The organism is Pseudomonas nitroreducens TX1, assembly GCF_000313755.1.
GTDB lineage: Bacteria > Pseudomonadota > Gammaproteobacteria > Pseudomonadales > Pseudomonadaceae > Pseudomonas > Pseudomonas nitroreducens_A.
In genome coordinates this window covers 1-13692 of sequence record NZ_AMZB01000037.1, presented here as the reverse complement: position 1 = coordinate 13692, position 13692 = coordinate 1, and the positions used below count along the sequence as shown (strand labels likewise).

Annotated in this window: 13 protein-coding genes; 4 read left to right on the top strand and 9 right to left on the bottom strand. The window is 62.5% G+C overall.

Annotated features, from left to right (window positions below; genetic code table 11):
• Window positions 1-27: 27 nt before the first annotated feature.
• The 6 genes from msrQ to C167_RS0100460 all read right to left on the bottom strand — a co-directional run bounded on the left by msrQ (window position 28) and on the right by C167_RS0100460 (window position 5964).
• Window positions 28-636 (bottom strand): protein-methionine-sulfoxide reductase heme-binding subunit MsrQ, encoded by a 609-nt coding sequence (gene msrQ / locus C167_RS0100485; protein ID WP_017516330.1) that lies wholly within the window; start codon window positions 634-636, stop codon window positions 28-30.
• Window positions 636-1646, bottom strand: a complete 1011-nt coding sequence (gene msrP, locus C167_RS0100480; RefSeq protein ID WP_017516329.1) for a protein-methionine-sulfoxide reductase catalytic subunit MsrP — start codon at window positions 1644-1646, stop codon at window positions 636-638. The genes msrQ and msrP overlap by 1 nt, the downstream gene beginning before the upstream one ends.
• A 58-nt stretch (window positions 1647-1704) precedes the next feature.
• Window positions 1705-2529 carry a CDP-diacylglycerol--serine O-phosphatidyltransferase gene (pssA, locus tag C167_RS0100475; protein WP_017516328.1) on the bottom strand — a complete coding sequence of 275 codons (825 nt, stop codon included), beginning with the start codon at window positions 2527-2529 and terminating at the stop codon, window positions 1705-1707.
• 149 nt (window positions 2530-2678) lie between these two features.
• The gene (gene ilvC, locus C167_RS0100470) at window positions 2679-3695 is read right to left on the bottom strand and encodes a ketol-acid reductoisomerase (RefSeq protein WP_017516327.1); all 1017 of its coding nucleotides are present in this window, start codon (window positions 3693-3695) and stop codon (window positions 2679-2681) included.
• A 44-nt stretch (window positions 3696-3739) separates the two neighbouring features.
• The gene (gene ilvN / locus C167_RS0100465; RefSeq protein WP_017516326.1) at window positions 3740-4231 is read right to left on the bottom strand and encodes an acetolactate synthase small subunit; all 492 of its coding nucleotides are present in this window, start codon (window positions 4229-4231) and stop codon (window positions 3740-3742) included.
• 2 nt (window positions 4232-4233) lie between these two features.
• Window positions 4234-5964, bottom strand: coding sequence for an acetolactate synthase 3 large subunit (locus C167_RS0100460; protein WP_026078709.1), 1731 nt, complete (start codon window positions 5962-5964; stop codon window positions 4234-4236).
• A 403-nt stretch (window positions 5965-6367) separates the two neighbouring features.
• Here C167_RS0100460 and C167_RS0100455 point away from each other — a divergent pair, with 403 nt between their 5' ends.
• The gene (locus C167_RS0100455) at window positions 6368-6820 is read left to right on the top strand and encodes a DUF4124 domain-containing protein (RefSeq protein ID WP_026078708.1); all 453 of its coding nucleotides are present in this window, start codon (window positions 6368-6370) and stop codon (window positions 6818-6820) included.
• Window positions 6821-6826: 6 nt separating this feature from the next.
• Here the strand turns inward: C167_RS0100455 and C167_RS0100450 are convergent, their stop codons facing one another.
• Genes C167_RS0100450 through mrcB form a run of 3 tightly spaced genes read right to left on the bottom strand, consistent with a single transcriptional unit; the run spans window position 6827 to window position 10324 of the window.
• Window positions 6827-7156 (bottom strand): YqcC family protein, encoded by a 330-nt coding sequence (locus C167_RS0100450; RefSeq protein ID WP_017516323.1) that lies wholly within the window; start codon window positions 7154-7156, stop codon window positions 6827-6829.
• Window positions 7156-7983 (bottom strand): lipoprotein, encoded by an 828-nt coding sequence (locus tag C167_RS0100445; RefSeq protein ID WP_026078707.1) that lies wholly within the window; start codon window positions 7981-7983, stop codon window positions 7156-7158. Before C167_RS0100445 ends, C167_RS0100450 begins: the two co-directional genes overlap by 1 nt.
• A gap of 16 nt (window positions 7984-7999) precedes the next feature.
• The gene (gene mrcB / locus C167_RS0100440; protein WP_026078706.1) at window positions 8000-10324 is read right to left on the bottom strand and encodes a penicillin-binding protein 1B; all 2325 of its coding nucleotides are present in this window, start codon (window positions 10322-10324) and stop codon (window positions 8000-8002) included.
• Between the two features lie 215 nt (window positions 10325-10539).
• Here mrcB and C167_RS0100435 point away from each other — a divergent pair, with 215 nt between their 5' ends.
• The 3 genes from C167_RS0100435 to C167_RS0100425 all read left to right on the top strand — a co-directional run bounded on the left by C167_RS0100435 (window position 10540) and on the right by C167_RS0100425 (window position 13499).
• Window positions 10540-12102 carry an AAA family ATPase gene (locus C167_RS0100435; protein ID WP_017516320.1) on the top strand — a complete coding sequence of 521 codons (1563 nt, stop codon included), beginning with the start codon at window positions 10540-10542 and terminating at the stop codon, window positions 12100-12102.
• A gap of 219 nt (window positions 12103-12321) precedes the next feature.
• Window positions 12322-12594: a TfoX/Sxy family protein gene (locus C167_RS0100430; protein WP_017516319.1), complete on the top strand. Its 273-nt coding sequence runs from the start codon at window positions 12322-12324 to the stop codon at window positions 12592-12594.
• A 104-nt stretch (window positions 12595-12698) separates the two neighbouring features.
• Window positions 12699-13499, top strand: a complete 801-nt coding sequence (locus C167_RS0100425; protein WP_017516318.1) for a cyclic nucleotide-binding domain-containing protein — start codon at window positions 12699-12701, stop codon at window positions 13497-13499.
• Window positions 13500-13692 lie beyond the last annotated feature (193 nt).

The window sequence follows — 13692 nt, the reverse complement described above, 5'->3', positions numbered from 1 at the left end:
GCCGTCAACGACTAATTTAAACTTTCTTCAATTAGCTGCCAGGCGGCCTCTCAGCAGCGGCAGACGACGGGCCACCGGCGGCGTTCGCAGCAGCATCAGGATCAAGCCTATGGCTGCATAGATCACCCAGCGCTCCAGATCGGACCGCACGACCCACAGCATATGCAGTAATCCCAGACCGAGGATGCCATATATCAGGCGGTGCAGCTTCTTCCAGCCCGCCCCCAGCTTTCGCATGCTGTAGCGGTTGGAGGTAACGGCCAGCGACAACAGCCCCAGAAACGCAGTGACCCCGACAATGATGTAGGGCCGCTTGCGCAATTCGATACCCAGCTGCGCCCAGTCCAATCCCAGGACAAACACCGCATAGGCACTCAGGTGCAGCACTATATAGGTAAAGCACCATAGCCCTAGTTGCCGCCGGACCTGTATCCAACCACCCCAGCGAGTGATCTTCTGCAGGGGAGTCATGGTCAGGGTAATGAGCAACAGGATCAGCCCCCCCTGCCCCAGCCGGTCGACCAATGCCTTGCCCGGGTCCGGCCCGAGATCGAAGACCCAAGCTTGATACAGCCAATAAAGCGGCGGCAGCAGCGCAGCCAGAAAAACTCCGGTCCGCCAGAACGGATAGCGCATCAGTAATCCTTCCTCAGGTCCATGCCCGCATAGAGCGAAGCGACTTCATCGGCGTAGCCATTGAACATGAGAGTAGGACGAACATTGGGGCTGAATAGTCCACTGGGTAAACGACGCTCGCGCGCCTGGCTCCAGCGAGGGTGGTCCACCGTAGGATTCACATTGGCATAGAAGCCGTATTCGTCCGAGGCAAGGCTCTGCCAGGTAGTCTTGGGCTGCTCCTCAACGAAGCTGATCCGCACGATGGACTTGGCCCCCTTGAATCCATACTTCCATGGCACCACCAGGCGCAGCGGTGCACCGTTCTGATTCGCCAGTACCCGGCCATACATCCCGACGGCCAATATCGCCAACGGATGCATTGCCTCGTCCATGCGCAGCCCTTCTACGTAGGGCCAGTCGATCAGGGCGAAGTTGGACTGCACGCCCGGCATGTCCTTGCGATCCACCAGTGTTTCGAAGCGTACGTACTTCGCTTTGCTGGTCGGCTCCACCCGCTTGATCAGTTCGGAAACAGGGAAGCCAATCCAGGGAATGACCATCGACCAGGCTTCGACACAGCGCAGCCGGTAGATACGCTCCTCCAGTTGATAAGGCTTGATGAAGTCCTCGAGCCCATACCTTCCGGGCTTGCCCACCTCTCCATCGATCACCACCGACCACGGCTCGGTCTTCAGGGCACCGGCATTGGCAGCGGGATCGCCCTTGTCGGGGCCGAATTCGTAGAAGTTGTTGTAGGTGGTCGCATCCTTGAACGGCGTGATGGCTTCATCTTTCACCGTTACGGCCTCCCACCGGGTAGCAGATAGCTTTTCGGCCAGCCAGGACGGCGCAGGCGCCTCAGTGACATCGGCATAGCGACCGCTTTCGGCAAGACTCAGGCGCGGCAATCCGGACAAAGCGGCAGCCGCCATCGCACCGCCGAGGAAGTGGCGACGAGACAGATAGAGGGATTGGGGAGTGACTTCCGATTCGTGGCAATCGGACAGGCGGGACGACTTGATCAGCATGACGGGCTCCGCAACGACTGGCTGTTATGCGCCAGTAGACTGCGGAGCCCGCTGGAAATTACACGGCAGGCGGCTGCTTGCGACGGCGCAATTGCAACAAGTATTGCACCGGGCCGGACGTGGCGTATGCAAGGAATAGCAGGAGCAGGATGCGCGGCGGATCGGTGAAGACCACGGCGAATGCCAGCACCACCACCAGAATCGCCATGAATGGCACGCGGCCACGCAAGTCGAGATCCTTGAAGCTGTAGTACTTGATATTACTGACCATCAGCATGCCGGCGGCAGCGACCATCAGCGCAACCAACAGGGAAACCTTGGCACCCTGCACATCGAAATCGGCGAACGCCCACACCGTGCCGGCAACCAGCGCCGCTGCAGCCGGGCTGGCCAGACCGATGAAGTAGCGCTTGTCGGCCTTGCCCACCTGGGTATTGAAGCGCGCCAGACGCAGTGCAGCACCCGCCACATAGATGAAGGCGACCATCCAGCCGACCTTGCCCAGGCTGCTAAGCGCCCACTCGAAGGCAACCAGCGCCGGAGCGACACCAAAGGCAACCATGTCGGACAACGAGTCGTACTCGGCACCGAAGGCACTTTGGGTATTGGTGAGGCGGGCCACGCGACCGTCAAGGCCGTCGAGGACCATGGCGACAAAGATGGCGATGGCGGCGTTGGAGAAATCGCCGTTCATGGCATTGATGATGGCGTACAGGCCGGTGAACAGTGCCGCAGTGGTGAACAGATTGGGCAGCAGGTAGATGCCCCGATGACGAACCTTGCGACCCTCTGCGTCATGCCCCTCCTCGATGTGCTCATCGATAGGCAGCAGACTTTCTTCGGTGTCGGAAGCCTTGTTCGGCTCCTCGTGACCTTCACTCATGGACGATTCCTTGAGAACTCGTTGAGGCTGAATTTCGCCGGAACACGCTAGTGCGTAGAACCATTCGGCGCCCTCGCTTTATACCAGATCACCGCCCCTAAACGAAAAAACGCGGCAAGCGCCGCGTTTCCTCGTTTGTCGAAAGGACCTTAGTTCTTGGTCTTGTCGACGATCTTGTTGGCAGCGATCCACGGCATCATGGCGCGCAGCTGCTCGCCGATGACTTCGATGCCGTGAGCGGCGTTGTTGCGGCGCTTGGCGGTCATCGACGGGTAATTGGTGGCGCCTTCGGAGATGAACATCTTCGCGTATTCACCGTCCTGGATGCGCTTCAGAGCATTGCGCATGGCCTGACGGGATTCGGCGTTGATGACTTCCGGGCCGGTCACGTACTCGCCGTATTCGGCGTTGTTGGAGATCGAGTAGTTCATGTTGGCGATGCCGCCTTCGTACATGAGGTCAACGATCAGCTTCAGTTCGTGCAGGCACTCGAAGTAGGCCATTTCCGGAGCGTAGCCCGCTTCGACGAGGGTTTCGAAACCGGCTTTCACCAGTTCGACGCAACCGCCGCACAGAACGGCCTGCTCGCCGAACAGGTCGGTTTCGGTCTCGTCCTTGAAGGTGGTTTCGATGATACCGGTACGGCCGCCGCCGACGCCGCAGGCGTAGGACAGGGCGACGTTCTTGGCATTGCCCGAAGCGTCCTGGTAGATGGCGATCAGGTCAGGGATGCCGCCGCCCTTGACGAACTCGGAGCGAACGGTGTGACCCGGGGCCTTCGGCGCGATCATGATCACGTCGAGGTCAGCGCGCGGAACGACCTGGTTGTAGTGGATGGAGAAGCCGTGAGCGAAGGCCAGGGTGGCGCCCTTCTTCAGGTTCGGCTCGATCTCGTCCTTGTACAGGCGGCCCTGGAATTCGTCCGGGGTCAGGATCATGACCAGATCGGCAGCAGCAACGGCTTCGGCCACTTCGGCAACTTTCAGGCCGTGGTTCTGAGCCTTGGCAACAGAAGAAGAACCCGCACGCAGGCCGACAGTAACGTCGACGCCGGAGTCTTTCAGGTTGCAGGCGTGGGCGTGGCCCTGGGAACCGTAACCGATGATGGCAACTTTCTTGCCCTGAACGATGGAGAGGTCACAGTCTTTATCGTAGAAAACGCGCATTTGGGTAATCCCCTGTCAGTTGGCCTCGTGGGCCGTATTTCAAATCAGATGCTGAGAGTCTTGTCGCCACGGGCAATGCCGGTGACGCCGCTGCGGACGACTTCAAGGATCGACGCGGTGCCGATGGCCTGGATGAAGCTGTCCAGCTTGTCGCTGGTACCGGCCAGCTGCACGGTGTAGACGCTGCTGGTGACGTCGACGATCTGGCCGCGGAAGATGTCGGTAGTGCGCTTGACCTCGGCGCGCTGGGCGCCGGTGGCTTTCACTTTCACCAGCATCAGCTCGCGCTCGATGTGCGCGCTCTCCGAGAGGTTCACCAGTTTTACCACCTCGATGAGCTTGTTGAGGTTCTTGGTGATCTGCTCGATGACTTCATCCTGACCGGCGGTGGTCAAGGTCAGGCGCGACAGCGTCGGGTCCTCGGTCGGGGCGACGGTCAGGCTTTCGATGTTGTAGTTGCGCTGGGAGAACAGGCCGACGACGCGGGACAGCGCGCCGGGTTCGTTTTCCAGCAGCAGGGAAATGATGTGTCGCATGATCAGGTACGCTCCGTCTTGCTCAGCCACATGTCGCGCATCGCACCACCGCGAATCTGCATCGGGTAGACGTGCTCGCTGGTGTCGACCTGGATATCGAGGAAGACCAGGCGATTCTTCATCGCGAAGGCTTCTTCCATCATCGGTTTCAGGTCCTTCAGGTCGGTGATGCGCATGCCGACGTGGCCATACGCTTCAGCCAGCTTGACGAAGTCCGGCAGCGATTCCATGTAGGAGTGCGAATAACGGCTGTTGTACTGCATGTCCTGCCATTGGCGGACCATGCCCAGCGCACCGTTGTTCAGGTTGACGATCTTCACCGGCAGGTCGTACTGCAGGCAGGTGGACAGCTCCTGGATGTTCATCTGGATGCTGCCTTCACCGGTCACGCAGGCGACGTCGGCCTCGGGGAAGTTCAGCTTCACGCCCATGGCAGCCGGGAAGCCGAAGCCCATGGTGCCCAGGCCACCGGAGTTGATCCAGCGGTTGGGCTTGTTGAAGCGGTAGTACTGCGCCGCGAACATCTGGTGCTGACCCACGTCGGAAGCGACGAAGGCATCACCGTGGGTGACTTCGCAGAGCGTCTCGATCACGGTCTGCGGCTTGATGATGCTGCCGTCGCCCATGTTGTACGGGAACAGGCCGCGGGTGCCGCGCCATTCTTCGATCTGCTTCCACCAGGCAGCCTGGGCTTCCTTGTTCGGGGTCTCACCGATTTCCTTGAGGATCGCGACCATTTCGGTCAGGACGCTATCCACCGGGCCAACGATCGGGATGTCGGCCTTTACAGTCTTGGAGATCGAGGCAGGGTCGATATCGACGTGAATGATCTTGGCGTTCGGGCAGAACTTGGCGGCGGTCTCGCCGTTGATCACGCGGTCGTCGAAGCGCGCGCCGACAGCGAAGATCACGTCAGCGTGGTGCATCGCGAGGTTCGCGGTGTAGCTGCCGTGCATGCCGAGCATGCCGACAAACTGGCGATCGGTACCCGGATAACCACCCAGCCCCATCAGGGTGTTGGTGACCGGCACGTTGAGCATGCGCGCGACTTCGGTCAGCGGCTCGGCAGCATTGCCCATGATCACGCCACCACCGGCGTAGATGATCGGGCGCTTGGCGGCCAGCATCATCTCGGCGGCCTTGCGGATCTGGCCGGAGTGGCCACGAACCGCCGGGCTGTACGAGCGCAGCTTCACTTTTTTCGGGTAGTTGTATTCGAACTTCTGGGTCGGATCGCCCATGTCCTTCGGAATATCGATCACCACCGGGCCGGGACGGCCGGACTGGGCGATATAGAAGGCCTTCTTGATGACCTCAGGGATCTCCGACGGGTGCTTGATGATGAAGCTGTGCTTCACGATCGGACGCGAGATACCGACCATGTCGGTTTCCTGGAATGCGTCGGTGCCGACCATGTTGCTCGCCACCTGGCCGGAGATCACCACCATCGGGATGGAGTCCATGTAGGCGGTAGCGATGCCGGTGACGGCGTTGGTCGCGCCGGGACCGGAGGTCACCAGCACCACGCCCGGCTTGCCGGTGGCGCGCGCATAGCCGTCGGCCATGTGGGTGGCGGCCTGTTCGTGGCGAACCAGGATGTGGGTGACTTCGTTCTCTTTGAAGAGAGCGTCGTAGATATGCAGGAGGGCACCGCCCGGGTACCCGTAGATGTACTTAACGCCTTCGTCACGCAGGGAGCGGACGACCATTTCAGCGCCGGATAAAAGTTCCACGTTGTCACCTCTAGAACGCTATATACGGAAACCCCCAACGTGGGGGACCGACTTGGATGGCTGCCCGGCAGACATGGGCGAATGTAATCGCCGGCTACGTCGACTGCCGATAGAGCAGAACCTGGAGACGCTCCTGTTTGTGTTACGGAGAGCCTCCACCCAGCGCGAGGTAACGCGAAACAGGGTGAAACTTTGCGGCGCGGGTAGCACCTCTTGTCTGCCGAGTAAAACCAGCTTGCGGCCGGCCCACTGCAGCGAACCTTGGATTCTTCTGAAACGAGGCGGGCAAGTCAAGCCATATATGGCTTTGAATGACGCGGGGATGTGAACTTTCTCAGAGTGAATACGCGCACGTTTTGGTTATAGTTACCGGCAGACTCCGCACCCCAAGGACCGACAACGCATGCGACGGACGATTTTCATGGGCAGCCTGCTGCTCGCACTGGCACCGACCGTGATGGCCGCGCAGGTCTACAAATGGGTCGACGCCCAGGGCGTCACCCACTTCGGCGCTCAGCCGCCCGAAGGCGCCGATGCCGCAACGGTGAACACCAACTCCGCACCACCCAAGGCCAGCAGTAACTTCCCGCCGCCTGCCGCCACCAGGCCGACGCTTCCGCCCAGCGCGGACGAAAAGCAGAAGGCCGCCGATGAAAAGGTCCGCCAGGAAGTGGCGCAGCAGGAAGCCGAGCGTCTCAAGCAGTGCGACAAGCTGCGTAACGATGTGGCCCAGTTGAAGAACAACCCGCGCATCCGCGTGGATGACGGCAATGGCGAGCTGCGCCGGATCACTGAAGAAGAGCGCCAGGCGCGCATCGCGGGCAGCGAGAAGAGTATCCGCGAGAACTGCAACTGACGCCCCTCAGGGCGCCGGGCTGATCAACTGATCGAAGGCGCCCAGCGCGTCCAGCAGCGCAGCAACGCGCGCGCCTTCGTTGGCATACGCCATTTCCGCGATGGCGCGGATGCCCGAAGCACTGGGCAGGTCTGCGCCGCTCTCGATGATCAACTTCATCCGCGGCAGGAAGATCCACTGCAGCCATTCCTCCAGCGCCAGCGTATCCACGCAGAAGGGCTCGACGCTGGAAAGCCTGTCCGTCGACGGGCTTTCGCTTCCCCACATCCCGATGGCACGCAGCTCCCGCTCGATCAGCAGCAACTGGTCGGCAATGGCAAGCACGCGCCCATCCATCAGAGGGTCACCTTGGCTTTCTGGCGCGCTTCGGCGGCACCAGCGGCGTTACCCTGCTGTTCACGGCACTTGGCGATCAGGTCCCACAGGCTGGCCTGCATGGTCGGGCGACCGTTGGCCAGCGACAAGCCACGCAGCGCGACCTGTTCGGCTTGCGCGGCATCGCCCTGGGCCAGACGAACCTGGGCCAGCTTGTAGAGCACCTGCGGCTCCCGAGGAGCGATGCGCTGGGCACGCTCCAGGCTGGCGGCCGCGCCGTTCAGGTCGCCGCCGCCCTGCTGCTGCGAGGCGGAGGTCAGCAGCGCGAGCACAGGACCATCCAGTTGCTCGTCCGCCGCCAGGCCGGAATTGCTGGACGGAATCCCTGACGGCCCCTGGTAGCTGCTGCCCTGTTTCGCCGGGGCGGTCTGTTGCGTCTGATAGACCGGCTGCTGGTAGGTCTGCGACTGGAAGCCACCGCTGGAGGTGATGCCGCCGCTGGTAGAGATCGGCTGCTGCGAAGCATAAGGCGAGCCGGTGCCGCCCGGCGCCGTGGTCATCGGCGTGGTGCTGATGGGCGCGGCGCCGGTCTGTGCCGGGAAGGTCTGGATCGGCGCCATGCCGGCATCCTGCGGGACCATCACGGTCACGCCGGAGTCACCCTGGGGGATGCTCTGGCCTGCGCCGGCACGCACCGGTGCCTGGGCGTTGCCACCGCTGCGGCCGACACGTTCCGAGTTGGAAACGGAGGTGCCGGAGTCCTGCACGGGAATCGCACCGTGCTGCGGAGTCGCACAACCGGACAGAAGCGCCAGAGTCGCCGACGCTGCAAACCAAGCTTTTCTCACTTCCAATCCTCTTGCATCAGTTCAGCCAGCCGCGCACCCAGTCCATGACTTCGCCGGCCGGCGTCTGGTTTCCGCAACCTGCGCCAGGCGCAGGCTCGCTTCCACGAATATAAGGCATCTGCACGGCCCCTGGGCAGCTGGCATCAGTGCCCTGGCCGGTATGCGGATCAACCCAGGCCTGTACGACGTTTTCCGGCATCGGCATGTCCAGCGGCGCGGGGTCGGCCTTGCGCATGAAACTGGTCCAGATCTGCAGCGCGCCGGTGGCACCGGTCAGCGGCGTCTTGCCGTTGTCGTCGCGGCCGATCCACACCACCGCCAGCAGGTCCTGACCGAAACCGGAGAACCAGCTGTCGCGGGAATCGTTGGTGGTACCGGTCTTGCCCGCCAGCGTCAGGGACGCCGGCAGCTGGTTGTAGACCGAGCGACCGGTACCTTCGCGCATCACGCGCTGCATGGCGCTCTGCAGCAGGTAGATGGCACCCGGATCGAAGCGCTGCTGGACCTGGAACGGATAGCGCTTGAGCGGCTGCCCGTCGGCCGCCAGCACGCTGCGAATACTGCGCAGCGGCGTATTGAAACCACCGCTGGCGATGGTCTGGTACATGGTCGCCACCTGCATCGGGCTCAGCGCCCCGGCACCCAGCAGCATCGACGGATAGGCCGGCCAGTTCGGCGACACGCCCAGGCGCTCCAGCGTCTTCAGGACGTTCGGCACGCCCAGGTCAAGACCCAGTCTGGCGGTGGACAGGTTCAGCGAACGGGCCAACCCCTGGTAGAGGAAGATGGTGCCGTTGGCGGTACCTTCGTAGTTCTTGGGCGTCCAGACCTGGCCATCCTTGCCCTTCACCTGGAACGGCTGGTCCTGGATGTAACTGGTCAGGGTGTACTGGCTCGGTCTCTCCAGAGCGGTCAGGTAGACCGCCGGCTTGACCAGCGAGCCGATCGGCCGCACCGCGTCGATGGCTCGGTTGAAGCCTGCAAAGCGCGGGTCGCGGCTGCCGAGCAATGCCTGAATCTCACCGGTTTCCGGATTGGTCACGACCATCGCGGTTTCGGTTTCAGCGACGCCCTTGCGCCCTTCCAGGCGCTTGAAGGTTTCGCTGACGGCGGATTCGGCCTTCATCTGCAGGATGGGATCGAAGCTGGTAAAGATGCGCAGGCCTTCCTCTGTCAGGTCCTCGTCGCGGTAATCCTCGCGCAGCTGACGCTTCACCAGGTCGAGGAAGGCCGGGTAGGAGCTGTTGGCCATGCTGCCCTGGCGGGTCACGCCCAGCGGCGCCTGCTTGGCGGCAGCGGCTTCGTCGACAGTGATCACGCCCTGCTCGGCGAGCACGTCGAGCACCACGTTGCGGCGCTCCAGCGCGCGCTCCGGGTTGCGTCGCGGGTTGTAGTAGGAAGGCCCCTTCACCATGCCGACCAGCAAGGCCACCTGCGGCAGCTTCAGCTCCGACAGTGGCTGGCTGAAGAAGTATTGGCTGGCGAGGCCGAAGCCGTTCACCGAACGCTGGCCGTCCTGGCCGAGGAACACCTCGTTGAGGTAACCCTCGAGGATTTCGCGCTTGTCGTAATGCAGCTCCAGCAGCACCGCCATCATGGCTTCGGTGAGTTTGCGCGACAGGCTGCGTTCGTTGGTCAGGAAGAAATTCTTCACCAACTGCTGGGTCAGCGTACTGCCGCCCTGGCGCAACTGCCCGGCGCTGGCGTTGACCCACACGGCACGGGCAATGGACTTGATCGAAACCCCGTGATGGCTCCAAAAGTCGCGGTCTTCCACGGCAACCAGGGTATCGATCAGGTACGGCGGCACCTGATCGAGCTTGATCAGGATGCGGTCTTCATTGTGCGCCGGGTACAGGCCGCCGATCAGCAGCGGCTCCATGCGTGCAACCGCCAGGTCGCCGCCGTTGGCGCGGCTCAGGCCGGCGACGTAATTGCCCGAGAAGCGCACACGAATGCGCTGTGCGGGCTCGGCACCTTCATAGAACTGGAAGCCGCGGGTGTTGAGGTCGACCGCATTGCCGGCCACCGATACGGCGCCGGGTCCGGCTACGGTGGCTTCGCGGCGATAGCCCAAGGCGTCCAGTTCACGCAGGAAGTCGTCCTTGCCCAGTTTCAGGCCGACGAACAGCTCCAGCGGGCGGGCGTACACCTTGGCGGGAATGGTCCAGCGTTTGCCGGAGAATTTCTCCTGGACAACCGCATCGAGGTACACGGCAAAACCGGCCAGCACCACCACGCCAACCAGGCCGAGCTTGAGTGCCCAGCCCAGCCACTTGCGCATGGCAGGCGACGATTTGCCGCTTTTCTTACGGGATTTGGAAGATCGGGGACGCGTCATGGCGGCGCATTATACGTACTTTATCCACAGGGGACAGACGCCGCTCCAGCGGGCGTCCGGGCTTGATGCGAACTGCCGCGCATCTCACGGAAACGGCAGTGGCCGAGCTATGACCCCGACATGGCCATTTGGTTGCCGGGGGGCCGCAGAGTTTGCACCTGCCGACCCAGCCGCCATAATGCCCACCTCAAAAAATCGACCGGAAAGGACATCACGTGAGCCAGACCTTACTCGCAGCCCTGCAGAACCCCGCCCTTTTCCCCCATCCGGTCGACGGTTTCCGGGTCATCGAAACCCACATTTCCTGGGTGCTCCTCACGGGTGCCTACGTCTACAAGATCAAGAAGCCGGTGAATTTCGGTTTCCTCGACTTCACCGACCTCGCTCAACGCAAGCACTTCTGCGAGGAAGAACTGCGCCTTAACCAGCGCCTGACCGATGGCCTGTACCTCGACGTGATCGCCATCACCGGCAGCGAGTCCGCTCCGCAACTGGGCGGTGACGGTCCGGCCATCGAGTACGTGATCCAGTGCCGCGAATTCCCGCAGAGCCAACTGCTCAGCGAAGTGCAAGCCCGCGGAGAACTGGGCGCCGAACATGTCGACGGCCTGGCCAGGCAGATCGCCGACTTCCACCTGCGCACCCCGGTAGTCCCCACCGCGCACCCGCTGGGTACGCCCGAAGCCTGCATGGCGCCGGTGCGGCAGAACTTCGAACAGATCCGCCCGATGCTTTCGGACAAGGCCGACCTGCTGCAACTCGACGCCCTGGAGGCCTGGGCCGAGTCCAGCTTCGAGCGCCTGCATGGCGTGTTCGAGCAGCGCAAGGCGAACGGCTTCATCCGCGAATGCCACGGCGACATCCACCTGGGTAACGCCGCGATCATCGATGGCAAGGTCGTGCTGTTCGACTGCATCGAGTTCAACGAGCCGTTCCGCTTCACCGACGTCACCGCCGACTACGCCTTCCTCGCCATGGACCTGGAAGACCGCGGCCTGAAGTGCCTGTCGCGACGCTTCGTCAGCCAGTACCTGGAATACACCGGCGACTACCAGTCACTGGCACTGCTCAACTTCTACAAGGCCTACCGCGCCCTGGTCCGCGCCAAGATCGCGCTGTTCAGCCTGGCGCACCAGACCGACGCCGTGCAGAAGGCCGCCACCCTGCGCCAGTACCGCAATTACGCCAACCTCGCGGAAAGCTACAGCGCCATCCCGTCGCGCTTCCTGGCCGTGACCCTGGGCGTTTCGGCGGTCGGCAAGAGCCAGGTCGCGTTGCGCCTGGTGGAAGCGCTGGGCGCCATTCGCCTGCGCTCGGACGTGGAGCGCAAGCGCCTGTTCGGCGAGCAGAAAGTCGACCAGCAAGGTCAGCTCAAGGGCGGCATCTACGACCTCGATGCCACCCGCGCGACCTACCAGCGCCTGAACGAGCTGGCGGTGGACATCCTGCGCGCCGGCTACCCCGTCGTTCTGGACGCGACCTTCCTCAAGCGCGAGCAGCGCGCTGCCGCGTGGGAAATCGCCGAGGAAACCGGCGTGCCCTTCCTCATCCTCGACTGCCAGGCACCTGAAGCGGTGATCGCTGGCTGGCTGGCGCAGCGCCAGAGCGAAGGCAGCGACCCGTCCGACGCGACCCTGGAAGTCATTCAGGCGCAACTGGCCAGTCGCGACGAGCTCAGTACCGAGGAGCAGCAGTACAGCAAGCGTGTTGACACGCCCGACGCTGCCAGCCTCGATGCCCTGGTCGCCAGCATCCGCCAACGCCTGCCCGGCCTCTGATCCACCGCCTATTGGCCGGGATCGCCCTGCGCGACGCCTGGCCAATGGCTACACCGACCGGCCGACTTCCACGACATTACCCTGCCCCGCATTGTCGGCGATATCACAAAGCCACGTTTTTCCCAGCCACCGCTACACTTCCTGTGTGTCCGGCCGCTACGAGCAGTTCTCGGCCCCTTCAAGACCAGGCACCCATCGCGCCCATCGCAAGGACAGACGATGAACGACGAACTGCTGCACCTGAAGAACCTAGGCAAGACCTCCGCCCAATGGCTGCACGCCGTTGGCATCCACAGCGCCAGCGACCTGCGTCGCCTGGGGGCGGTCGGCGCGTACCGGGCCGTGCGAGCACGGGGCTTCCGCGCGTCGAAGGTGCTGCTCTATGCCATCGAAGGCGCGCTACTGGACGTTCACTGGAACGACCTGCCCGCCGCGCACAAGGCCGCCCTTCTTGGCGAGTTAGAGACATTTCCCGCGCGTAACAAGAGCTAGCTCACAAGCTCTGTGGGAAAATGTTTACGCAAGGTGCCTGTCCGCTTATGGTCTCAGGGCCCTTCGTGCGCCCTCGATCGCCGCCATATCAAGGAATTACGGCCATGTACCTACTCGGTGAACAACCTGCTTACGCCGATCGCCTGATCAATCGCCTGCAGGGCATTCCGGCGCAATTGCTCGCCGGCCTGGAACCCGCTGGCGAAGCCATCCGCCTGGAGCGTTCCGACGATCTGGAAGGCGAGCTGCCCGGCAAGCACCTGTTCCTCATCGAGAACGGCCTGGTCCATGCCCTGGTGGATGAACGCCCGCTGTTCTATCTGCAGGAAGGCGACCTGGTCGGCTTGCGCCAGGGTATCGAACTGCCGCCCTGCCGCTACGTCAGCGAAGAGCCGCTGTGCCTGATCCCCTATTCGCGCAGCGAAGTGTTTCGCCATATCCACGACCACGAACAGCGTCAGGAGCAGTTCCTGCACTACCTGATCGGCCACACCGCCCTGCTATCGGATGCCCTGGCGCATCTCAAGCAGCCGGAGATTCGCCCGGCCACCGGATTCCAGCACTTTGCCGCCGGCGCCCAGCTGATCCAACAGGGTGACGATGCCGAGCATGTGTTCATCATCATCGAGGGCCACGCCGAAGCCTTCGTCGATGGGCAGAAGGTTGGCGATGTGCAGAAGGACGAGATCTTCGGCGCCATGGCTGTGTTCACCCGCGAGAAGCGTAGCGCCTCGGTGATCGCCAGCGAGCCTTGCACCGTGATGGTGATTCCCAAGGACCAGTTCCTCAGCCTGATGCAGAGCAACCCGCGCATTGCCCACAGCCTCATCGAAGGCATGGCGCGTCGCATCGACCTGCTGAACAAGGAAGTCACCCAGCTGCGGCTGCAACGCCAGCCTGACTGATCCGCTTCCTTGCGAAAGGCCCGGCCCAGCGCCGGGCTTTTTCGTTTGCGCAGGGCGAATTTCGCAGGCGAGAAAAAACCGTAGAAAAGAGGTTGACTCTCAAATGATAATGATTATTATTGAGTCATCTGGTCGCGAGGCCAGATCGATAACCTCAAGAGACCATGCAGTCGGACTCTTCAGATTATCTCCT